Annotated in this window: 22 protein-coding genes; 17 read left to right on the forward strand and 5 right to left on the reverse strand. The window is 65.3% G+C overall.

What is annotated here, in order from left to right; all coding sequences use genetic code 11:
- Positions 1-403 precede the first annotated feature (403 nt).
- Both GA0061098_RS11055 and GA0061098_RS11060 read right to left on the reverse strand, forming a co-directional pair.
- Positions 404-1,828, reverse strand: coding sequence for a methyl-accepting chemotaxis protein (locus GA0061098_RS11055; protein WP_091956374.1), 1,425 nt, complete (start codon positions 1,826-1,828; stop codon positions 404-406).
- Positions 1,829-2,006: 178 nt separating this feature from the next.
- Positions 2,007-3,752, reverse strand: coding sequence for a methyl-accepting chemotaxis protein (locus tag GA0061098_RS11060; RefSeq protein ID WP_165637292.1), 1,746 nt, complete (start codon positions 3,750-3,752; stop codon positions 2,007-2,009).
- Positions 3,753-3,962: 210 nt separating this feature from the next.
- On the opposite strand from GA0061098_RS11060, the gene GA0061098_RS11065 reads away from it, so the two are divergent.
- The 7 genes from GA0061098_RS11065 to GA0061098_RS11095 all read left to right on the forward strand — a co-directional run bounded on the left by GA0061098_RS11065 (position 3,963) and on the right by GA0061098_RS11095 (position 9,261).
- Positions 3,963-4,709, forward strand: coding sequence for a YebC/PmpR family DNA-binding transcriptional regulator (locus GA0061098_RS11065; protein WP_091956376.1), 747 nt, complete (start codon positions 3,963-3,965; stop codon positions 4,707-4,709).
- Positions 4,710-4,920: 211 nt separating this feature from the next.
- Positions 4,921-5,448, forward strand: coding sequence for a crossover junction endodeoxyribonuclease RuvC (ruvC, locus tag GA0061098_RS11070; RefSeq protein ID WP_091956377.1), 528 nt, complete (start codon positions 4,921-4,923; stop codon positions 5,446-5,448).
- Complete coding sequence (gene ruvA / locus GA0061098_RS11075) at positions 5,445-6,062, forward strand: Holliday junction branch migration protein RuvA (protein ID WP_091956378.1); 618 nt, start codon at positions 5,445-5,447, stop codon at positions 6,060-6,062. Before ruvC ends, ruvA begins: the two co-directional genes overlap by 4 nt.
- 20 nt (positions 6,063-6,082) lie before the next feature.
- Positions 6,083-7,117 carry a Holliday junction branch migration DNA helicase RuvB gene (gene ruvB, locus GA0061098_RS11080; protein WP_177237050.1) on the forward strand — a complete coding sequence of 345 codons (1,035 nt, stop codon included), beginning with the start codon at positions 6,083-6,085 and terminating at the stop codon, positions 7,115-7,117.
- 129 nt (positions 7,118-7,246) lie between these two features.
- On the forward strand, positions 7,247-8,167 hold the full coding sequence (locus GA0061098_RS11085; RefSeq protein WP_091956379.1) for a metallophosphoesterase: 921 nt from the start codon (positions 7,247-7,249) through the stop codon (positions 8,165-8,167).
- A gap of 68 nt (positions 8,168-8,235) precedes the next feature.
- Positions 8,236-8,685, forward strand: coding sequence for a tol-pal system-associated acyl-CoA thioesterase (ybgC, locus tag GA0061098_RS11090; RefSeq protein ID WP_091956380.1), 450 nt, complete (start codon positions 8,236-8,238; stop codon positions 8,683-8,685).
- A 108-nt stretch (positions 8,686-8,793) separates the two neighbouring features.
- On the forward strand, positions 8,794-9,261 hold the full coding sequence (locus GA0061098_RS11095) for a nuclear transport factor 2 family protein (protein WP_091956381.1): 468 nt from the start codon (positions 8,794-8,796) through the stop codon (positions 9,259-9,261).
- A 208-nt stretch (positions 9,262-9,469) separates the two neighbouring features.
- Here GA0061098_RS11095 and GA0061098_RS11100 read toward each other — a convergent pair whose 3' ends face one another.
- Entirely contained in the window at positions 9,470-10,183 is a 714-nt protein-coding gene (locus tag GA0061098_RS11100; protein WP_091956382.1) for a type 1 glutamine amidotransferase, read from the reverse strand.
- A gap of 25 nt (positions 10,184-10,208) precedes the next feature.
- Positions 10,209-11,135 (reverse strand): LysR family transcriptional regulator, encoded by a 927-nt coding sequence (locus GA0061098_RS11105; protein ID WP_091956383.1) that lies wholly within the window; start codon positions 11,133-11,135, stop codon positions 10,209-10,211.
- A gap of 151 nt (positions 11,136-11,286) precedes the next feature.
- On the opposite strand from GA0061098_RS11105, the gene GA0061098_RS11110 reads away from it, so the two are divergent.
- The 9 genes from GA0061098_RS11110 (at position 11,287) to GA0061098_RS11150 (ending at position 20,267) form a co-directional block, all read left to right on the forward strand.
- Positions 11,287-12,243 carry an N-carbamoyl-D-amino-acid hydrolase gene (locus GA0061098_RS11110; protein WP_080670082.1) on the forward strand — a complete coding sequence of 319 codons (957 nt, stop codon included), beginning with the start codon at positions 11,287-11,289 and terminating at the stop codon, positions 12,241-12,243.
- Positions 12,244-12,283: 40 nt separating this feature from the next.
- Entirely contained in the window at positions 12,284-13,111 is an 828-nt protein-coding gene (locus tag GA0061098_RS11115) for an ABC transporter substrate-binding protein (RefSeq protein ID WP_091956384.1), read from the forward strand.
- Entirely contained in the window at positions 13,108-13,965 is an 858-nt protein-coding gene (locus GA0061098_RS11120; RefSeq protein ID WP_165637293.1) for an amino acid ABC transporter permease, read from the forward strand. The genes GA0061098_RS11115 and GA0061098_RS11120 overlap by 4 nt, the downstream gene beginning before the upstream one ends.
- Complete coding sequence (locus tag GA0061098_RS11125) at positions 13,962-14,726, forward strand: amino acid ABC transporter ATP-binding protein (protein ID WP_091956386.1); 765 nt, start codon at positions 13,962-13,964, stop codon at positions 14,724-14,726. Before GA0061098_RS11120 ends, GA0061098_RS11125 begins: the two co-directional genes overlap by 4 nt.
- 14 nt (positions 14,727-14,740) lie before the next feature.
- The gene (locus GA0061098_RS11130) at positions 14,741-15,556 is read left to right on the forward strand and encodes an ABC transporter substrate-binding protein (protein WP_165637294.1); all 816 of its coding nucleotides are present in this window, start codon (positions 14,741-14,743) and stop codon (positions 15,554-15,556) included.
- A complete protein-coding gene (locus GA0061098_RS11135; RefSeq protein WP_091956388.1) occupies positions 15,543-16,427 on the forward strand; it encodes a polysaccharide deacetylase family protein in 885 nt (294 codons plus the stop codon). Before GA0061098_RS11130 ends, GA0061098_RS11135 begins: the two co-directional genes overlap by 14 nt.
- Positions 16,428-16,435: 8 nt before the next feature.
- Entirely contained in the window at positions 16,436-17,086 is a 651-nt protein-coding gene (locus GA0061098_RS11140; RefSeq protein WP_091956389.1) for an aspartate/glutamate racemase family protein, read from the forward strand.
- Positions 17,087-17,313: 227 nt separating this feature from the next.
- Entirely contained in the window at positions 17,314-18,897 is a 1,584-nt protein-coding gene (locus GA0061098_RS11145) for an ABC transporter substrate-binding protein (protein WP_091956390.1), read from the forward strand.
- Positions 18,894-20,267 carry an amidohydrolase family protein gene (locus tag GA0061098_RS11150; RefSeq protein WP_091956391.1) on the forward strand — a complete coding sequence of 458 codons (1,374 nt, stop codon included), beginning with the start codon at positions 18,894-18,896 and terminating at the stop codon, positions 20,265-20,267. Before GA0061098_RS11145 ends, GA0061098_RS11150 begins: the two co-directional genes overlap by 4 nt.
- Here GA0061098_RS11150 and GA0061098_RS11155 read toward each other — a convergent pair.
- A complete protein-coding gene (locus tag GA0061098_RS11155) occupies positions 20,257-21,174 on the reverse strand; it encodes a LysR substrate-binding domain-containing protein (RefSeq protein WP_091956392.1) in 918 nt (305 codons plus the stop codon). The two genes, GA0061098_RS11150 and GA0061098_RS11155, sit on opposite strands and share 11 nt — an antisense overlap.
- 272 nt (positions 21,175-21,446) lie before the next feature.
- On the opposite strand from GA0061098_RS11155, the gene GA0061098_RS11160 reads away from it, so the two are divergent.
- The gene (locus tag GA0061098_RS11160; protein ID WP_091956393.1) at positions 21,447-22,481 is read left to right on the forward strand and encodes an ABC transporter substrate-binding protein; all 1,035 of its coding nucleotides are present in this window, start codon (positions 21,447-21,449) and stop codon (positions 22,479-22,481) included.
- The last annotated feature ends 10 nt before the right edge of the window (positions 22,482-22,491 follow it).

Consider the following 22,491-nt stretch of genomic DNA (forward strand, 5'->3'; position numbering starts at 1 on the left):
GTCCTGTCCGCTTCACCGCCATCGATACCTCCAAGGCTTTGCCCTAGGGAATCACAACTGGCGGATTACGCAACAGGCCCCTTGTGGGAGAGGGCAGCGACTCCGGTGGACACAAGCTCGCTCGGGTGAGGGGTCTCTCTCCGCGAGGAACTGTCTCGCAGCAGAGCACGCGGAGAGAGACCCCTCATCCGGCGCTTCGCGCCACCTTCTCCCACAAGGGGAGAAGGGAAGGGGCGCGCGCTATTTCGGAATAATAGCATTATGTCCCTGTTTTGCCCGACAAGTCAAAGCGCGCCATGGCATGCTGGGATAAGCCATTGATTTCGCACGCCCCGGCTACTGTGCATGGGGTTGTTTTCGAGTTTTTTGTTTTGGGAGCCCCGGAACGCCGTCGCGCCGGCCGTCAGCTCTGCCGAAAACCCATCCGGAAGGCGCCCCAACGCTTGCCGCGGATCACGATCGGCGAGGACAGGTCCTTCATCAGCACGAACTGCCCGCCGCCCATGTCGCGGCGGTAGGTCTGGAGCAGGAACGGCTTGGTGTTCGCCGCGACCTTCTGCACCGCGCGATCGTTGAACAGGCGGCGGTTGCGGCAATTGGCGTTGTTCCAGACCGGGTCCTTGCCCTGCGGCAGGCGGTAGTTGGGGTTGTGGGTCGGCAGATAGCCGCCCTTGGCCCAGGCGACGCAGAACACGATGCGGGGATCGGATTTCTGGATCGGATCCTGGATCGCGGGCAGCACGCGGTCGGTGAAGTCGACGTAGTTGGTGAGGTACTGCTTTGGATCGGTGCCGGGAATTTCGCGATACGTCTCGTCCATGAGCTGGTCGAGCGTGATGTCGCCGCGATCGATCGCGGCCTCGAATTCGGTCGAGATCCGCTTCGCGGTCTCGACGACGATTCGGATCAGCGGAGCGTCCGATGTCTCCACGCCGCTGTCGGCGATCATCGCTATCAGGCCTTCGGAGGTGTCGAGCAGCTTTGTCACGCGCTGATCGGCGTTCTTGAGGTCGCGCGAGGAGAGGTCGACGCCCTTGGCGAGTTCGTTCAGCTCGCTGATGACGGTGTCGCAATGTCCGAGATTGGAGGTCGCCGCGCGCGTGACGCTGCCGATCTCCGCCTCCACGGAGGCGAAGCCCTGCTGGACCCGAGAGATGATGCCGGAGATCTGCTGGGCGCCTTCGCCGGCGGTCTTGGCGCGCTGCGAAGCGTCGCTGCTCTCGCCGATCAGGCCTTCGATCTGGCCGTCGAGATCGCGCACGGTGTCGGAGATCTGGTGGGTGGCCTGGCGGGTGGCTTCCGCGAGATTCTTCACTTCGCTTGCCACCACCGCGAAGCCGCGGCCGGCGTTGCCGGCGCGGGCGGCTTCGATGGTTGCGTTCAGCGCCAGCAGATTGGTCTGCTTCGCGATCGCCTCGATCGAGCCGGAGACTTTCGCGACCTGCGCCAGCGCCGAGCCGACGGCGCTGAGGCGCGCCTCGATGCGCTCTACCGCTGCGACGAGCTCGGAGATATGGCTGACCGCGGTGTCGACGGCGCTGCGCGATTGCGCGATCTCGCCGACCGCCGCGGACGTGGTCGTTTGCACGGCCTGCGATGCATTGGCGATATCGTGGTTGGCCGAGACCATCGTCTCGGCGGTCTCCTGGAGATGGTGGAACCGTTCCGACTGGTTTGCGACGCGGTTTGCAACTTCCTGGACGTTGCCGGCGATATCGGCGAGTTCCACGCCGAGGCCGCCGATGCGGTCGGCAAGCTGATCAATCAGCCGTTCGGCCAGCGTGCGATTGGAGCCGGTGTCCATGACTGCAAGTTGTACGACGGACATGTTCGATGAGTCCTCCAGTCAGAGCCGCAACCCGGCTCACGGCGGCATTCCCATTTCAATTCAGCTTAAAAGGATGATTCGCGGCCGGCGTCTTGCCTGAGCGTGCACTCAGGCGCAATTCGCGCCTTATTTCTCTATTCCGCTCGAAAAACTGCGGGACATTTTTTCGGACCAGGCTCTAGAGCTTGTAAGCCGTGCGGAATCCACCCCAGTGCCGGCCCTGCACGCGGATCGGAACGTCGATCTCGCGCATCATCACCGTATTCCCGTTGCCCATGTCGCGCGCATAGCTTTGCACCAGGTACGAGCGCAGGTTGCGTGCGGCCGCCAACCCCGCCGGATCGTTGAATATCCTGCGGTTGCGACTATTGGCTGTGTTCCAGGCGACGTCGCCCGGTCGCTGCGGGTGCGAATAGATCTTGTTGTGCACCGGCAGGAAGCCGTTGCGGTCGACCATGGCGCAGAACGCCATGCGCTGGTCCTTGGCCAGAAAGACCTCCTGGAACGGCGGCAGCGCGCGGTCGGCCCAGTCGAGATATTTCGTGCGGTATTGCTGCGGATTGGTCCCGGCGATTTCGGCGTAGTCGGTGTCGAAGAGGTCGTTGATCCCAACTTCGCCGCGGCCAACAGCCTGCTCGAAGATCTTGGTCAGCGCGTTGCCCGCTTCCATGGCGCGGGTGACGAACTCCGTGTTCTCTTCGTGGATCGACCAGAGCCTGTCCTCGATCTTTTCGCTGAGCCCGGCATTGGGACCAACGAATTGCGCGCGGGCCCCGGCCTTGGATTGCTCGATCACGCGCAGGCGGCAGGCGCCGACGGCTTCGAGGGTGCCTTCGATGATCGCTTGCGGTGCAAGCCGGCCCGCATCCGCGCCACCGATCAGCACGCCGTCCATCGAGATTTCATAGACCGGCATCACGCCGCGCGGGCTCTCGAACTTGAGATGGCAGGGCAGCCGTTCGGTCTTGCGGCGGTCGTCGTGCTCGCTCTGGCGGAGCAGCACGGCGCAGCGCGATTTCAGCTTCTGTGCGAAGGTGGTGACGGCTTTGCCGGCACTGGCGACGTTCTCGCCATGGCTCTCGGCCGCCTTGGTCGCGGCATCGATCTCGGCTGCGCTCTCGCCGACCGAGACGATGAACTCCGAGGCGCTGGCGGCGTTGCCGGAAACTTCGCTGGTGGTGGCGTTCTGTTCGGCGACCGCGCCGTTGACGGTCTCGAAGACCGGGCGGATCGCCTCGATCGCCTGCGAAATGCGGTGCACGGCATCCGCGGAGCCGGCGGCGTCCCGCTGCAGTGCGTCGATCTTCTTCGTAATCTCTTCCGTCGCCCCTTGCGTCTGCACCGCGAGGGCCTTGACCTCGGTTGCGACGACCGCAAAGCCTTTTCCCGCGGCGCCCGCGCGTGCGGCCTCGATCGTCGAGTTGAGCGCGAGCAGCGTCGTCTGCCGCGCGATCTGCGCGATCAGGTTGACGACATTGCCGATGGCGGCGGAGGATTCGCGCAGGCGATCGACATTGGCGCGGGCTTCCTGCGCCGCGGCGCTGGCCTCGTCGGCGAGCTTGCCGGCCTCGCGAACCTGCGCTCCGATCCCCAGCGCCGACTGGGTGAACTTGTCGGCGGCATGGGCGAAGGTGGAGGCAGTCGATTGCGCGGCATTGGTCCGGCCGGTCAGGGCGTCGGTGCGGTCGCGAATGGCGGCAAGCGTCGATGCGGTCGCTTCGGCGCCGCCCGCCACCGAATTGGCGGCGCGCTCGAGCTGGCGGATCATCGCGCCGAGCTCGAGTTCCAGCAATTCCAGGATCTCCCGCGCCGAATCACCTTCGGCTGGGGCGGGCTCGGACTGGGCCACCGGCGGCGCGGCCTCTGCGGCTGCCACGGGCGCGGCCATATCCGGCAGACGCTTCCGAAATAGTCCGAATGCCATCAGGTCTCTCTTGTCGGGGGACGCTCGGAGGTTATTTTCGCAGGCTGGAATGAAGTCAGGGTTAACGATGCTTCACCTCTAGGCAGGAGCCTGTACGGTGTTACCTTAAAGTATCCGAGACCCTTTCATTCCGGTGGGTTGGCGGCCTATAAGGCCGCGTTTCCCACCCTCATTGGCGTACGATTCCAAGAGACCCCCGAGAGACCACGCATGGCCGGACATTCCCAATTCAAGAACATCATGCACCGCAAGGGGCGGCAGGATGCCCAGAAGTCGAAGCTGTTCGGCAAGCTGGCGCGGGAAATCACCGTCGCGGCCAAACTGGGCACGCCCGACCCCAACATGAACCCCCGCCTGCGCGCCGCCATCATCGCGGCGCGCCAGGAGAACATGCCGAAGGACAATATCGAGCGCGCCGTCAAGAAAGCGCTCGGCAATGAGGGCGAGAACTATGACGAGATCCGCTACGAGGGCTATGGCCCCGGCGGCGTTGCCGTCATCGTCGAGGCGCTGACCGACAACCGTAACCGCGCCGCCTCCGACATCCGCTCCTTCTTCACCAAGTCGGGCGGCAATCTCGGCGAAACCGGCTCGGTGTCCTTCATGTTCGATCGCACCGGAATCATCGAATACGACCGCAGCGTGGCCTCCGACGACGCCGTGCTCGATGCGGCGATCGAGGCCGGCGCCGACGACGTCGTCTCCAGCGAAGCCGGCCACGAGATCTACGCCTCGACCGAAGGCTATCGCGACGTCGCCAAGGCGCTGGAAGCCAAGTTCGGCGAGCCGCGCAAGGCCGCATTGATCTGGAAGCCGCAGAACACGGTCGCCGTCGACGACGAGACCGGCGAGAAGCTGCTCAAGCTGATGGATCTGCTCAACGAGCACGACGACGTCCAGCACGTCTACGCCAATTTCGAGGTCTCGGACGCGCTGGTCGCGAAGATGGGCGGCTGAAGTCCACCGTGTCCCGGACGCGCTGCAGCGTGAACGCTGCTGCGCAGAGCCGGGACCCATGACACCTCGAGTACCGGCGACAACTGGGCCCCGGTTCAGCGCCGCACCGCTTTGCGCTGCGTCGCGCCCGGGGCACGAGACCGTCACTTCCCCTGTTTACTTCCGTTCTGTTTCTGTTTCCCCCACGGCAGCCAGCCGCTATCACTGGCCCATGACTGCGCTCCCGATTCGTGGCCCCGTTCGCATCATCGGCATCGACCCTGGCCTCCGCCGCACCGGCTGGGGCGTGATCGAGGCTGAGGGCAATCGCCTGATCTACGTCGCCTGCGGTTCGGTGGAACCGCCGGACGATTTGCCGCTGGCCAGCCGGCTGCTCGCGATCCACGAGGGGCTGGCGTCCGTCCTGTCCGACCACAAGCCGATGGAAGCCGCGGTCGAGCAGACCTTCGTCAACAAGGACGGCGTTGCGACGCTGAAACTCGGCCAGGCCCGCGGCGTCGCCATGCTGGCGCCCGCGATGTTCGGTATCTCTGTCGCCGAATACGCGCCGAACCAGGTCAAGAAGACCGTGGTCGGCGCCGGCCATGCCGACAAGCAACAGATCGCGATGATGCTGAAGATATTGCTGCCCAAGGCCGAGCCGCCGTCCGCCGACGCCGCCGACGCGCTCGCCATCGCCATCACCCACGCCCATCATCGCCAGAGCACGGCGCTCAGGCTGAAGGTGGCGGGACTATGATCGGCAAGCTCAAGGGCCTGATCGATTCCTATGGCGAGGATTTCGTGCTCCTCGACGTCGGCGGCGTCGGCTATCAGGTGCATTGCTCGGCGCGTACACTGCAGCATCTGCCCTCGCCGGGAGAGGCTGCCGTGCTGTCGATCGAGACCTATGTCCGCGAGGACCAAATAAAACTGTTCGGCTTCCGCACCGACCAGGAGCGCGAATGGTTTCGCCTGCTGCAGACCGTGCAGGGCGTCGGTGCCAAGGTCGCGCTCGCCGTGCTCGGCACGCTGGCGCCGTCCGATCTCGCCAATGCCATTGCGCTGCGCGACAAGGCGGCGGTGGCGCGCACGCCCGGGGTCGGGCCAAAGGTTGCCGAGCGCATCGTCACCGAGCTGAAGGACAAGGCGCCGGCTTTCGCCAATGTCGATCCGGCCGTGGTGCATCTCGCCGGCGCCGTCGACGACCAGCGCGCACCGCGGCCCGTTGCCGATGCGATCTCCGCGCTGGTCAATCTCGGCTATGGTCAGCCGCAAGCGGCCGCCGCCATTGCATCCGCATCGCGCAGCGCGGGTGAGAACGCCGAGACGGCGCAGCTCATTCGCCTCGGCCTGAAGGAACTGGCGAAGTGAGCGATCCCAAGGCCAACCGCATGGTCTCGCCCGAGCGCCGCAGCGACGATGTTGGCGACACCGCGCTGCGTCCGCAATCGCTGTCCGACTTCGTTGGCCAGCAGCAGGCGCGCAAGAACCTCTCCATCTTCATCGAGGCGGCGCGCAAGCGCGGCGAGGCGCTGGATCACGTGCTGTTCGTAGGTCCCCCCGGCCTCGGCAAGACCACGCTGGCGCAGATCGTGGCCAAGGAACTGGGCGTCGGCTTTCGCGCGACGTCAGGGCCGGTGATCGCCAAGGCCGGCGATCTCGCAGCTCTTCTCACCAATCTCGAAGAGCGCGACGTGCTCTTCATCGACGAGATCCATCGTCTGAGCCCGGCGGTGGAAGAGGTGCTCTATCCCGCGATGGAGGACTTTCAGCTCGACCTCATCATCGGCGAGGGCCCGGCGGCGCGCTCGGTGAAGATCGAACTGTCGAAATTCACCCTCGTCGGCGCCACCACGCGTGCCGGCCTGCTCACCAATCCCTTGCGCGATCGTTTCGGCATTCCGGTGCGGCTCAATTTCTACACGATTGAGGAGCTCGAAAGCATCGTCAGCCGCGGCGCGCGCGTGCTCAATGTCGGCATGAGCGCCGACGGCGCCAACGAGATCGCGCGCCGTGCTCGCGGCACGCCGCGTATCGCCGGCCGCCTGCTCCGCCGCGTGCGCGATTTCGCCTCGGCGGCCGATGCCGACAAGATCGACCGCAAGATCGCCGACCACGCCCTGAGCGCGCTCGAGGTCGATGCCGCGGGCCTCGACGCGATGGACCGTCGCTACCTCACGACCATCGCGATGAACTATGGCGGCGGCCCGGTTGGCGTTGAGACCATGGCCGCCGCGTTGTCCGAGCCGCGCGATGCGATCGAGGACATCATCGAGCCCTATCTGATCCAGTGCGGCTATCTCCAGCGCACCCCGCGCGGCCGGCTGCTCACCTCGCATGCCTTTCGTCATCTCGGCATCGCCGAGCCCTCGCGCGATGCGGCGGCACAATTCGGCCTGTTCGGCACGGACGAGAGCGACGACTGAGCTGCGCCAATACAGCGCGCTCCTTCTGTCATGAATTTCTGGTAATCTCGTGCAGACGGTCTGCACGAATGCACCCCAATTCCGCTCCAATCGGACCGCATCAACAAGGCGCATCTCGATCGGGTTTCCATGATCACGCGCCGTCATTTCATCCGTTCCATCGGCGGTCTGTCCGCCCTCGGCATCTCGACCGCCGCCTACGGCGTCGGCGTCGAGCCGGTGCTGCGGCTTCGTGTCACCCGCTATCATCCGAAGCCGCGGCAATGGCCGGCGGATTTCCCGCTGAAGATCGCGGCCATCGCCGACATCCACGCCTGCGATCCCTGGATGTCGCTGGAGCGGATCGAGGGCATCGTCGACCGCACCAATGCGCTGAATGCCGATCTCGTCGTGCTGCTCGGCGACTATGTCGCCGGCCTTCACCACGTCACGCGCATGATTCCGGCGAGCGAATGGGCGAGGGCGCTGGCCCGCCTGAAGGCGCCGCTTGGCGTCCATGCCGTCATGGGCAATCACGATTATTGGGACGACAGGACCGTGCAGCAGGCGGGGCACGGACCGACCATCGCGCATCGGGCGCTGGAGGCGGCCGGCATCCCGGTCTACGAGAATGACGTCGTGCGCCTCACCAAGGACGGCCGCCCGTTCTGGCTTGCCGGGCTCGGCGATCAGCTGGCCTTCCTGCCGGCGCGGCGCTTCCGCAGCATCGGCCGCTTCGGCGCCGACGATCTTGCGGGCACGCTGGCGAAGGTTACCGACGATGCGCCGGTCATCCTGCTCGCGCACGAGCCCAACATCGCGCCGCTCGTACCCGGGCGCGTCGCGCTGCAACTGTCCGGCCATACCCATGGTGGCCAGGTTCGCCTGCTCGGCTGGTCGCCGGCGGTTTCGCCCAAGAACGGCCTGCGCCTCGCCTATGGCCACTTCCGCCTGAAATGCGACCTCATTGTCTCCGGTGGCCTTGGTTGCAGCATCATGCCGGTCCGCGTCGGCGTGCCGCCCGAGATCGTCGAGGTGACGCTGGGAAGGACAGGGCTCGCTGTGTCCTAGCTACGCTTGCGCGTCCGGCCGTTTTTGCGCAAAACGGACCTATAGCGACAAGCGAAGAGGCTCGCGACGTGACAGCTCATCTCGACGGCGAGATCCGCGACGGCCGCCACCACATGCAGGTCCGCGTCTATTACGAGGACACGGATTTCTCCGGCATCGTCTATCACGCCAATTATCTGCGCTACATGGAGCGCGGCCGCACCAATCACCTCAGGCTGATGGGCGCCGAGCAGCAGGCGCTGTTCGATCAGGTGGAGACGGAAGGCGCGGGCTTCGCCTTCGTCGTGCGCTCGATGCATCTGGATTTCCTGAAACCCGCGCGGATGGACGACGTGCTCGACGTTGTGACCTGGCCGGTTGCGGTGAAGGGCGCCTCGATCATGCTGGCGCAGGAAGTGCGTCGCGGCGCGGAAGTTCTGGTGAAGGCCGAGGTCCGCGTCGCCTTCATCAGCGGCGGCCGCGCGCAGCCGATCCCGAAATCGATCCGCGCGTTGATGAAGGCCGATCTGATTTCGTGATCGCCCGATAAGTGATCGCCCGATAAGTGATCGCCCGATTTGTGATGGCCTATCGACTCCACAATTTGCGGCGATAGATTGCGGCCCCGACCTACCGATGAGGCCATCATGTCGCGCCCGCCGCTTCCGCCCTTCACCCGTGAGACCGCCGCGCAAAAGGCCCGCATGGCCGAGGACGCCTGGAATTCACGCGACCCGGTGCGCGTCTCGCTCGCCTATACCGAGGACAGCCGCTGGCGCAATCGCTCCGAGGTCTTGCAGGGCCGCGAGGCCATCGTCGCGTTCCTCACCCGCAAATGGGAGAAGGAGCAGGACTATCGCCTGATCAAGGACCTCTGGGCCTTCGACGAGAACCGCATTGCCGTGCGCTTCCAGTACGAATGGCACGACGCGGGCGGACAGTGGTATCGCTCCTACGGCAACGAGCAGTGGGAGTTCGACGAGCACGGGCTGATGAAGCGCCGCGAAGCGTCGATCAACGATATCGCGATTGCGGAGAAGGACCGCCGCTTTCACTGGACCGCGCCCGGGCCGCGGCCGGCGGATGTGGCGGGACTGGGGACGGATCCGTTCTGATGTTCGCGAGATAGCACGGCGAGCGCGTTGCACCCTCTCCCCTTGTGGGAGAGGGTGGCTCGCCGCATAGCGGCGAGACGGGTGAGGGGTATCTCTCCGCGACTCCAACTCTTATTGAATGCGCTGAGACAGACCCCTCATCCGGCGCTTCGCGCCACCTTCTCCCACAAGGGGAGAAGGGAAGAAGAGCAGCCGCGAGTTTCGTCGACTACGGCGCCGTGCGCCTTGCCAGAAACCTCGTAATTGCCCCACCGACCTTCGCATTATCCATCGGCTCGGCCAGCGATGCGCGCGCCGTCGCCACCACGTCATCCGGCGCCTTGCCGTCACGCAGCTCGCAGCACACTTGCGCGAACGCCACGTCGAACTCCGGATGCGGCTGCACCGTCAGCGTGGCGCCGTTGGCGTAGAGCAGCCCGGCATGCGGGGTGAAGTCGGACGACAGGATCGTCAGCGCATCGTTCGGGGGCTCGATCACCTGGTCCTGATGCGAGGCGGCGATGGCGACCGCTTCGCCCTCGACGACGCCGTTCTCAGGCAGCACCTGATAGACGTGCCGGCCGATGCCCCAGCCTTTCTCCGACTTACGCACGGTGCCGCCGAGCGCCTGCGCGATCAGCTGATGGCCGAAGCAGATTCCGACCATCGGCGTCTTGTTGGCGTAAGCGGTGCGGACAAAATCTTCCAGCGGCGCGATCCAGTCGAGCCCGTCATAGACGCCGGCCGCCGCGCCGGTGATCAGCACGGCCTCGAGCTTGCCCGGATCGGGAAGCGCGTCGCCATTCGGGATGCTGACGACGTCCACCGTAGCCGTCGGGTCCTCGGTGCGGACCATGCGTTCGAACATATCCGGGAACGAGCCGTGCTGCTCCCGATATTTTTGCGGGACCTGTCCGGTCTCGATGATGGTGATGCGTGCCATGTGCCCCCAAGAAGGTTGCGAAGCCTCAGTCGCTTTCTGCCCGATATTGCTGGTGTGACGCTGTGCGCTCCAGCAGTGCACTTTCCTTGCGGACCTCGTTGAGAAAGGCCTTGGCCAGGCGCGACAGCGGCTCGGCCTCCGACCATAGCATATAGGCGACCGCGTGCGTCGTCGGCGTGAACGGCCGTACGACAAGGCCGTGGCCACCGTTCTGGCGCGGCGAGAAGGGGTCGACGACGGCGGCGCCGACGCCAGCGGCGGCGAGCACACAGGCCGTGTTGCAGTAGCGCACCTCGACGGTCGGCTGAAACGGCGCGCCGGCGCGGGCAAAACTGTCGCGCACGGCTTCACCCAGCCGCGTGCCGCGTTCGAGCCCGATGAAAGGCAGGCCGGACAGATCCGAAGCCGAGATCATGGGCCTTTCGGCGAGCGGGTGCTGCGGCGGCAGCACGCACACCATCTCGCCGGTGTGCACCACCTCGTGCGCGATGCCGGGATGATGCGTCAGCCCGAGCGCGAAGCCGAGCTCGGCGACGCGGCTGAGCACGCCCTCGATGATGCCCTCGTAGCGGCGCACGTCGAAGAACACGCGCGTTTCCGGGCGGCGGCGCAGGAATCCTGATAGCGCGGTCGGGATGATGCTGTAGGCGAGCGGCGGCGTCGCCACGATGGCAAGATGCCCGGAGCGGTTCTCGCGCAGATCGCGCACGCGACTCTCGAGCTTTGCGTGCAGCGCGAAGATCGCCTCGCTCTCCTTGTACAGCGCCATCGCTTCTGCGGTTGGAAACAGCCGGTTGTTGACGCGCTCGAACAAGGCGAAGCCCGCCTGCGCCTCCATCGTCTTCAGCGCATTGCTGACCGCGGGTTGTGACAGGGCCAGTTCGTCCGCTGCCGCGACTGTGGTGCGATGGCGGATGACGGCGCGCAGGATTTCGAGCTGACGCAGGTTCATATCACTGCCGATTATACTCAGGGCCAAAACATCATAGCAGAACGAATTGATTTTGCAGCCCCGCTCGCCCGTAATGGCAGCGGATTTGCACGTCGCATCAAAGGGTTCATTCGCCCATTGAGGCAGCACTGCGCACAGATTGGAGGCAATCTTGGTTCGTGTCCTTCGCGCCGCCGCAGCTCAAATGGGGCCGACGCAAAAAGCCGATACGCGCGAGCATACGCTGTCGCGGATGCTTGCGCTGCTGGAGGAGGCGGCCGGCCGCGGCGCCAGCCTCGTGGTGTTCCCCGAGCTCGCCTTCACCACCTTCTTCCCGCGCTGGCTGCTCGAGGGTGAGGCGCTCGACCGTTATTTCGAGCGCGGAATGCCGAACCCGGCCGTGGCCAAACTGTTCGATCGTGCGCGGGCGCTGCGCGTCGGCTTCTATGTGGGTTATGCCGAGCAGACCGCGGACGGCCGCCGCTACAATTGCGCCATCCTGGTCGATCGCGACGGCGAGATTCTGGGCCGCTATCGCAAGGTGCACCTGCCTGGTTCGGTGGAGCCGCGGCCGGGCGCACGCTACCAGCAACTCGAGAAACGCTATTTCGAATATGGCGATCTCGGCTTTCCCGCCTTCCGCGCCGGCTCGGCCTGGGCCCACGCCATCATGGGCATGATGATCTGCAACGATCGGCGCTGGCCGGAATCCTGGCGCGTGCTCGGTCTGCAGGGCGTCGAGCTCGTCTGTATCGGCTACAATTCGGCTGCCTACGATCCCAATGGCGGCACCACCGAAGACGGCGCCTTGCGCACCTTCCACTCGACACTGGTGACGCAGGCCAACGCCTACATGAACGCGACCTGGGCGATCTCGGTGGCGAAGGCGGGCGAGGAGGACGGCTCCGGACTGATCGGCGGCTCCTGCATCGTCGATCCCAATGGGCGCATCGTCGCGCAGGCGCAGACGCTCGCCGACGAGGTGATCGTCGCCGACATCGATCTCGATCTGTGCCGCCAGGGCAAGGACAAGATGTTCAACTTCGCCGCCCACCGGCGGCCGGAGCAATACAGGGTGATCACTGAACGTGCCGGCGTCATCGAGCCGGCCGTTCTCGACGCGGATTGAATTCAAACGGCCGGTCGCGGCGCCAGCCAAAGGAGCTGACATGACACGCCTTTCGCATTTCCTCGCCCTTGCAACCCTGGCTGCCGCGACGTCGGCACAGGCGGCCGAGCTTCCCGCGGAGATCAAGCAGGCGGGCACGCTGAAGCTCACGGTCAACTCCACCTACGCGCCGATGGAATATCGCGATCCCGCGACCAATGAGCTCGTCGGGCTCGACATCGATCTGGCGAACGAGCTCGCCAAGCGGCTCGGCGGCCTCAAGATCGTCTGGAGCGAGACGCCGTTCGCCGAGCTGATTCCTTCGCTCCAGACCAAGCGCGCAGATTTCATCATCTCCGGCATCTCGGACCGCGCCTCGCGGCGCGAGACCGCCGATTTCGTCGATTACCTCCAGACCGGCCCGCAATTCTTCGTCATGGCGGACAATGGAGCCAAGGATGCGACCGATCTCTGCGGCAAGAAGGTCGGAACCACCCGCAGTACCAGCTTCCCGGTCGAGATCGAGAAGTGGAGCAAGCAGAATTGCGAGCCGGCCGGCAAGCCTGCCATCCAGTACGTTCCGGGCGAGAACTCGATCGACGTCCGCAACCAGCTCAAGCAAGGCCGCATCCATGCCGCCGTGCAGGGCAGCGAGACGCTGCCTTATGCGCAAACGCAGGAGCCCGGCAAATACCGTGTCGTCGGCGAGCCCTTCGCCAAAGGCTATCAAGGCATCATGTTCCGCAAGGACGATGCCGCCCTGCGCGAGGTCGTGACTGAAAAGCTCGCCGCCATGATCGCCGACGGCTCCTATAAGGCTGTTCTCGATAAATGGGGCTTAGGTGCGAACGCTGTGGCCCAGCCCATGCTCAACGCGGCGCTGCAATGAAGCCGGCGCCGGCACTCGCGGAAGGTTTCCCTGATCTGTCGGGGATGAGCATCGCGCGCGAGCCGCATTGGTTTCGCTGGCTCAGCGCCGCACTGATCATTCTGGTGCTCGCGGCCATTGCGCGCGCGTTTGCGAACGGCCAGATCGAATGGTCCTATGTCAGCCGCTTCCTGACCGCAAAAGTCATTCTCGAAGGCATCGTCAACACCATGGTGATGGCGGTGCTGGCGATGGCGCTCGGCATTGTCCTGGGCATCGTCGTCGCGATCATGCGGCTGTCGCCCAATCCGGTGCTGAAGACGGTGGCCGCCGGCTACACCTGGCTGTTCCGCGGCACGCCGCTGATCCTGCAGCTGCTGCTCTGGTTTAACCTCGCGCTGGTGTTCCCGACCATCGGCATTCCCGGCGTGTGGAGCGCGCGCGCCGTTGACGTCATGACGCCCTTCCTTGCCGCGCTGCTCGGGCTCGGCATCAACCAGGGCGCCTACACCTCCGAGGTGATGCGCGCCGGCATGCTGTCGGTCGACATCGGGCAGTATGAGGCGGCGCAGGCGATCGGCATGGGACGGCTGCGCGCGCTGCGCCGGATCGTGCTGCCGCAGGCGATGCGGGTGGTGATCCCGCCGCTCGGCAACGAGTTCATCGGCATGGTGAAGGCGACCTCGCTCGCGAGTGTCATCCAGTATCCGGAACTGCTGCACAACGCCGAAAACATCTATTACGCCAATTCCCGCGTGATCGAGCTCTTGATTGTCGCCGGGCTCTGGTACCTGCTCGTGGTCTCGATCCTGACGCCGCTCCAGATGCTGCTCGAACGCCGTTTTGCGCGCGGCACATTGCGGCTCGCGCAATGACAAAGCCCCTCGTCGCGATCCGCTCCGTCGCCAAGAACTTTGGTGAGTTCCAGGCTCTCAAAAGCGTCTCGCTCGACGTCTGGCCCGGCGAGGTGATGTGCCTGATCGGCGCCTCCGGCTCCGGCAAGACCACGCTGCTCCGCTGCATCAACCAGCTGGCCACGATCGATGCCGGCGGCATCTGGCTCGACGGCGAATTGCTCGGGGTGCGCGAGCAGGGCGGGCGGCTGCATCGGCTCGGCGAGCGCGAGATCGGGCGGCAGAGGCTGAAGACTGGTATGGTGTTCCAGCGCTTCAATTTGTTTCCGCACAAGACGGCGCTGGAGAACATCACCGAAGGCCCGGTCCAGGTGCAGGGACGCAAGGCCGACGAGGTGCGCACGGAAGCGCTCGAGCTTCTGCGCCGTGTCGGATTGTCCGCGAAGGCGGACTCGTATCCCGCACAGCTCTCGGGCGGCCAGCAGCAGCGCGTCGCCATTGCCCGCGCGCTGGCGATGAAGCCGATGCTGATGCTGTTTGATGAACCGACCAGCGCGCTCGATCCCGAGCTCGTCGGCGAGGTGCTCGCGGTCATGAAGGAGCTGGCGCGGAGCGGCATGACCATGATGGTGGTGACGCACGAGCTCGGCTTCGCGCGCGAGGTTGCTGATCGCGTCGTCTACATGGACCAGGGCGCGATCGTCGAACAGGGCCGCGCATCGGACGTATTGGGCGCCCCGCGCGAGGAGCGCACCAGGGCTTTTCTTTCCGCTGTGATCTGAATGGGAGCGTGTTGATGAAGAGACTTTTGGTTGCGGCGGCGTTCCTCGGCGTCATGAACGCGTCGGTGATGGCGATCGATCTGCCCGCGGAGATCGCCAAGCGGGGCAGCATCAAGGTGGCGTTGGTGCCGAACTATCCGCCGATGGAGTTCCGCGATCCCGCTACCAACGCGCTATCCGGCTTCGACATCGATCTCGGCGAAGCCATCGGCCGCAAGCTCGGCGTCAAGATCGAATGGACCGAGACCAGCTTTGCCGAGTTCATGCCGTCGATCTCGACGGGGCGGGTGGACGCCATCCTGTCCGGCTTCACCGACTATGCCAGCCGGCACGAGATCGCGTCCTTCGTCGATTATCTGCGCAGCGGTCCGCAGTTCTTCGTGCAGCAGTCGCGCAAGGCGGAATTCAAGGACGCCGCATCGCTCTGCGGCAAGAAGGTCGGCGCCAGCCGCCGCACCATGTTCCCGGCGCAGATCGCGGCTTGGAGCGAGAAGAATTGCGGCAGCAGTCCGATTCAGTTCGTCGGCACCGACGGCTCAGCCGACGCCCGCACCCAGCTCAGGCAGGGCCGCATCGATGCCGCCGCCCAGGGCAACGAGACGCTGCCTTACATCATGGACCTTGAGCCCGGCACCTATGCAACTGTGGGCGAGCCCATCGCACAGCAATTCACCGGCATCGCGCTGCCGGTCAAGGAAAAGGCACTGCAGCAGGCCATGCTGGAGGCGGTCGACGCGCTGATCGCGGACGGCACCTATCGCACCCTGCTTGCCAAGTGGAAACTGACGGACAACGCACTCGAGAAGGCGACCATCAATGCTGGACAGTAAAGCACTCCAGAGCATCCCGCTCGTCCCGGCCAACACCGCAGATCCTGCGCCGGACCATCCGTGGCCGAAGCCGTACAAGTCGGCGATGTTCCTGTCGTTCGACGTGGACGCTGAGAGCGCGTGGACCAGCAAGGACGCAAGTCACGCCCAGCGGCTCATCACCATGAGCTATGGCGGTTATGAGGCCCGCGTTGGCACGCCAAAACTGCTGGAGCTGCTCGACCAGCTCGATCTGAAGGCCACCTTCTTCGTCACGGGATGGTCGGTCGATGCGCATCCCGCGATGGCCGAGTCCATCCTCAAGGCCGGCCACGAGATCGGACATCACGGCTATCATCATCTGCTGCCCGATCCCGGCGATCCCTGGATCGAGGAGGAGCTTGAACGCGGTTTCGAGGCGCTCAAGCGTCGGCTCGGCGTGAAGCCGACCGGCTATCGCGCGCCCTATGGCGAGTTCACCGAGGAGCTGCGCGTCGCGCTGGTGCGTCACGGCATCGTCTACACCTCCTCGTTCCGCGACGACGTGCGGCCCTATCGCCATCGTCTTGCCGACGGCAAGCCCGGCACGATCGAGCTGCCGGTGACCGCGAGCTATGACGACTGGATGCATGGTCTCTCCGCCCGCTTCAGCCCGCGCTCGATCTTCCCCAAGGAGCACGTGCTCTCGATCTGGAAGGACGAGCTCGACGAGGTCCGCGACTGGGGCGCGATGGTGACGACGGTGCTGCATCCGCAGTGCAGCGGCCGCCCGATGCGGCTGCGCCTGCTGCGCGAATTTCTGACTTACGCAAAGTCATGCCCTGATGTCTGGATCACGACCGGCGAGAAGATCGCGGAGAACTTTTTGCGCCACGAGGCCGGTAACCGCTAGGGAGCGCCATGACCCGCATCCTTGTCATCAACCCGAACTCCTCGGCGTCGGTAACGGCGGCGATCGACGAGGCGGTCGCGCCGCTGCGGATCGCCGGCGGGCCTGACATCGAAGTGGTCGGCCTTGCCGAGGGCCCGCCCGGCATCTCGTCGCAGCGCGATGCCGACAGCGTCGTCATGCCGCTGGTGAATCGTGTGTCGCGCGACGACGCCGATGCCTTCGTGCTCGCTTGCTTCAGCGATCCCGGTCTGCATGCGGTGCGCGAGGCTGCCGGCGGCCGCCCGGTGCTGGGCATCGCCGAGTGCGGCATTTTTCGCGCGCTGATGCTCGGCGAACGTTTCGGCATCATCGCGCTGTCGCCGTCGAGCATCCGGCGCCAGCAACGGATGGTGCGGGTCATGGGCGTCGACGGCCGCTATGCCGGAAGCTGGTCGGTCGGCGCGAGCGCAGCCGAGACCGCAGCTGCAGATATCCGCGGCCGACTGATCGACGCCGGCCGCGCGCTGGTGACGCAATGCCGCGCCGATGTCGTGGTGATGGGCTGCGCCGGCATGGCCTCGCATCGCGCGGCGATTGCGGAGGCGATACGCGTGCCGGTGGTCGAGCCGGCGCAGCAGGCAGTCGCAGCCGCGATCGGCGCGGTCTTGCTCAACACGTAGAGCGCAATTATGGGACCCCGCTTTTGTGAAACCGCTCTGGCCCCGCGCTCCCTGCAACCTCTCCCGCTTGCGGGGGAGGTCGACGCGCGAAGCGCGGCGGGTGGGGGCTCTCTCCTCTTGGGAGTCCTCGCCTGCGGAGACACCCCACCCCAGCCCTCCCCCGCAAGCGGGAGAGGGAGCAAACTGCCGTTGCGGCAGCCTATGACTACACTTAGGAGCCTCTCGTAATGTCTCTCTCCCGCCGTTCGCTCCTTAGGGCTGCCGCAGCCCTGCCGGCGCTTTCGCTGCCGGGCATCGTGCGCGCCGAATCGCAAAGCACGCTCCGCTTCATCCCCGTGATCGATCTCGCCTTCGTCGATCCCATCTATTCGACCGCGCAGGTGTCGCGGAACCACGGCTTCATGGTCTATGACACGCTCTATGGCATGAGTGCCTCGCTCCAGGTCTCGCCGCAGATGCTGTCGGGCCACGTCATCTCCGGTGATGGGCTGCAATGGGACCTCAGCTTGCGCGACGGCATGTTCTGGCACGATGGCGAGCGCGTGCTCGCGCGCGACTGCGTGGCGAGCATTCGTCGCTGGGCTGCGCGCGACGGCTTTGGCGCTGAGCTGATGGAGGCAGCCGATGAGCTGACCGCCGCCGACGACCGCACCATCCGCTTCCGTCTCAAGCGTCCGTTCCCGCTGCTGCCGCAGGCGCTCGGCAAGGCCGCGATCAATGCCTGCTTCATGATGCCGGAGCGGCTGGCGAGCCAGGATCCGTTCAAGCCGTTGACCGAGGTGATCGGCAGCGGCCCGTTCCGCTACCTCGCCGACGAGCGCGTGCAGGGGGCGCGCAATGCCTACGCCAAGTTCGAGCGCTATCAGCCGCGCACCGACGGCAAGCCGGATTGGACCGCGGGGCCGAAGATCGTGCACTACGACCGCGTGGTCTGGACCACCACGCCCGATGCGGGCACCGGCGTCGCCGCGCTGCAGACCGGCGAGCAGGACTGGCAGGAGACCACGCCGCACGATCTGTTGCCGGTGATCAAGGCTGCCGGTGACATCGAGACGCGCATCCTCGATCCCAGAGGTTACGCCTGCATGCTGCGCCTCAATCACCTGCAGCCGCCGTTCGACAATCCCGCCGTCCGCCGCGCACTGCTCGGTGCGATCGACCAGTCCGCGTTCATGACGGCGGTCGCCGGTGTCGATCCCGCTTTTCAGGTTTCGCCGATCGGTTACTTTGCGCCCGGCACGCCGATGGCGAGCGAGGTCGGGCTCGACGTGTTCCGCGGTCCGCGCGACTACGCCAAGGTCAAGGCCGACCTGAAAGCTGCCGGCTACAATGGCGAGAAGATCGTGGTGCTCGTGCCCACCAATTCGCTGGCGCAGAAGCCGCTCGGCGAGATCGCGGTCGATAGCTTGCGCAAGGCCGGCATGAACGTCGAATATGCCGGGCTCGATTTTGCCGTCGTGTTGCAGCGCCAGCTCAAGAAGGACCCGATCGGGCAGGGCGGCTGGAGCGCGGCGGTCGGCAACTGGCAGGGCATCGACTGGCTCAACCCGGCCGGCAACACCAACATCCGCGGCGAAGGCAAGGTCGCCGGCTGGTATGCGAGCGAGAAGATGGGGGCCTTGCGCAGCCAGTGGCTGGCCGCTTCCGAGCTCGCCGAGCAGCAGCGCATCTGCCGCCAGGTCCAGGCGGTCGCGTTCGAGGAAATTCCCTACATCCCGATCGGCCTGTACAAGCAGCCGACCGCCTATCGCAAAGCCATCACCGGCATTCTCGACGGCACGGCCGTCTTCTGGAACGTGCGCCCCGCATGAGTACGATCGCAATCTTCGGCAGCTATGTGCTGTCACGCAAAGACGGCGCGCAGGATGTGCTGCGCGACCATTGGGTCCTGGTCGAAGGCAAGAAGATCGCCGCGATCACGCGCGACAAGCCGCGCGCGGACGAGGTCTACGACCGCCCCGGCCGCTTCGTTCTGCCGGGTCTCCTCAACCTGCACAATCACTGCTTCAGCGAGGCGGTGGCACGCAGCCATACCGAGGACGGCAACGGCCGCAAGAACAGCCAGAGCATCGTCTACACGGTGCTGCTGCCGCTGACCAAGCGCGGCGCCGATCTGCTGTCGGCGGAGGAACGCATGGCGGTGGCGCGGCTCGGCATCCTCCAGCTTCTCAAGGGCGGCGCCACCACGGTGATGGAGCCGTTCCGCAATTCGATCCCTGAAATGTTCGACGCCGCCGAGGAGATGGGCATTCGCTTTTATGGCGCGCCCTATCTGTTCTCGACGTCGGACGCAAAGGCCGGCCCCGACGGCGTGGTGCAATATTCCGGCGATGACGGCGCCGCCGACATGGCGACGTGGGATGCGCTCTACCAGCGCTGGAACAATCGGGGCGACGGCCGCATCGGCCTCGCCATGAGCCCGCACGCCACCGACACCTGCGGCCCCGATCTCCTGAAAGCTTGCGCCGCGCGGGCGCGCGAGCTCGGCGTGCCCATCACGACGCATATGGCGCAGAGTCGCGCCGAAGTCGAGACCATCGGCAAGCGCTATGGCGGGCGCACGCCGGCGCAATATCTGGATTGGCTCGGCCTGCTCGCGCCCGATTTGATGGCGGCGCATTGCATGTTCAGCAGCGACGACGATCTCAAGCTGATGGCCGCGCGCGGCATGACCGTTCTGAACTGCCCGCGCGTGTTCGCGCGCGCCGGCGTCACCGCGGCCTTCAGCCGGTTCGCCGAGCATGGCGTGCGCACCGTGGTCGGCACCGACGGCTACAACATGGACCTGCTCGGTGAGCTCAATGCGGCGTCGCTGATCTCCAAGACGACGTCGCAGCGCGCCGATGTCGCCAATTCGCCCGAGCTGATCGAAGCGAACACGACTGTCGCCGCCGACGTCATCAAGCGGCCCGATCTCGGCCGGATCGAGCCGGGCGCGACCGCCGATCTGACCGTGGTCGATCTCACCCATCCGCATCTCCAGCCGCTGTTCGATCCCCGCCGCGCGCTGATCGCGCTCGCCAACCGCGCCAATATCGATCAGGTGATCGTCGATGGCCGCGTGCTGATCGATGCCGGGCTCTATCTCGGCGCCGACGAAGCGGCGATCATCGCAGCAGGCAGCGCCGCGATCGGCAAGATCTGGGATCTGCCGGAAGCGCAGGCCGCGTTCAATGGCTGAGGCCAGCGTCGCCCTCGAACTCCATCAGCGCCTTGCGCATGGTCTCCACCAGATCCAGCGCCACCGGCGACGGACTGCGCTGCGCCGGGAAGACGGCGGAGAATTCGAAGTCGATGCGCGGAAGGAAGCGCCGCACGACGACGCCGCGCGTCGCAAATTCCTGTGCGGTGAAGGGATCGCAGATCGAGACCCCGAGCCCTGATGACACCATGCCGCACATGATCTCCGACAGCGTGGTCTCGACCCTGAGCACGCGGCGGACGTCGCTGCGGTGAAAGACCTGGTCGACGAGGTGCCGGCTCGACGATCCCGCCGACAGCGAGATGAACGTCTCGCCCTCGAAATCGCGCGGCTCCAGCACTTCCTTCTCCGCGAGGCGATGTCCGGTCGGCAGCACCGCGACGCGCGCCAGCGCCGGCAGCCGCAGGCTCGGCAGGCCGGAATGGGCAATCGGCACCTCGGCAAAACCGATGTCGCATTGATTGTTCAAGACCCAGTCGACCACGATCGGCGAGATCACGCCGAAGAAGGCCAGGTTGAGGTTGGGCCGTTCCATCAGGAAATGCCCGGCAAGTCGTGGCAGATAGCCGTTCGCCAGCGCCGGCAGCGCGGCGATGCGCAGCGAGCCGGTGCGGCGGCCACGGATTTCTTCGGCCGCAGCCGTGATGCGTTCGAGACCGACGAAGGACCGTTCGACCTCGGTGTAGAGCGCCATTGCCGCGGCAGTCGGCACGAGGCCGGTGCCGCGCCGCTCGAACAGCTCCATTTTCAAGAGCGCCTGGAGATCGCGCAGCAACCGGCTGACAGCGGGCTGCGTCACCACCATCAGCCTCGCGGCCTCGGTGACGCTGCCGGTCAACATCATCGCGCGGAAGGCCTCTATCTGCCGCGAATTGATACGCGCCATTCCAAACCCATCCATAACATTTAGGCATACAGAGGTTGCCATTATTCATTGGACGATGGAAGTATAGGTTGCGATCTTTTTCATCAGGACTGGAGACAGCCCGCTTTTTCGGCAGATTGGAGGGGTTCAAGCCTCCAGATCGCGCCAAAACCCGCCGAATGGGCGCCGGAGCCTGCTTGGAGACGGGATTGCGCGGAAGGAAATGCGGAAGAGGCTTCAGCCAGCGAGACTCGTCGGCACGTCACCTCATTCCGGTATGGAGATCGGTCCACATGAAGACTCTTCGCCTTCTGACCGCGGTCAGCATCGCAGCGCTCATTGCCGCCACCTCAGTCGCTTCGGCCCAGCAAAAGACGCTCTACGTCGCCGGCTATGGCGGCTCGTTCGAGAAGACGATCCGCGACGAGGTGATCCCTGCCTTTGAGAAGGAGAACGGCGTCAAGGTCGAATACGTCGCCGGCAACTCCACCGACACGCTGGCCAAGCTCCAGGCGCAGAAGGGCAATCAGCAGATCGACGTCGCCATCGTCGATGACGGCCCGATGTACCAGGCGATCCAGCTTGGCTTCTGCGGTAAGCTCGAGGGACTGCCGGCCGATCTCTACGACACCGCGCGCTTCAAGGACGATCGCGCCGTCGCCATCGGCATCGTCGCGACAGGGCTGATGTACAACACCAAGGTGTTCAAGGAGAAAGGCTGGGCGCCGCCGACCTCGTGGAATGACCTGAAGGACACGAAATACGCAAAGCAGCTGGTGATCCCGCCGATCAACAACACCTACGGTCTCGAAGCGCTGGTGATGCTGTCGAAGATGAACGGCGGCGGCGAGACCAATGTCGATTCCGGTTTCAAGATCTTCAAGGAACAGATCAATCCGAACGTGCTCGCCTACGAGCCGTCGCCGGGCAAGATGACCGAGCTGTTCCAGTCCGGCCAGGCCGTGATCGCGGTGTGGGGCACCGGTCGCGTGCAGAGCTTTGCCAACACCGGCTTCCCCGTCGACTTCATCTACCCGAAGGAAGGAGCCGCGACGCTGCTGACGACGGCGTGTCCGATCACCAAGCCCAACGCTTCGCCGCTGGCGTCAAGCTTCGTCAAGATGCTGCTCGACCCCAAGATCCAGCTCGTGATGCTGAAGGATTACGGCTACGGCCCGGTGCTGAAGTCGCTGGTGATCCCGCCGGAGCTCGGCAAGATGGCGCCGATCGGCGAGCGTGCGGCCAAGCTCTATAATCCGGACTGGACCGTCATCAACGAGAAGCGCGAGGAGTGGACCAAGCGCTGGAATCGCGAGGTCGAGCGTTGATCTGATCGTC

Source organism: Bradyrhizobium shewense (genome assembly GCF_900094605.1).
Taxonomy (GTDB): domain Bacteria; phylum Pseudomonadota; class Alphaproteobacteria; order Rhizobiales; family Xanthobacteraceae; genus Bradyrhizobium; species Bradyrhizobium shewense.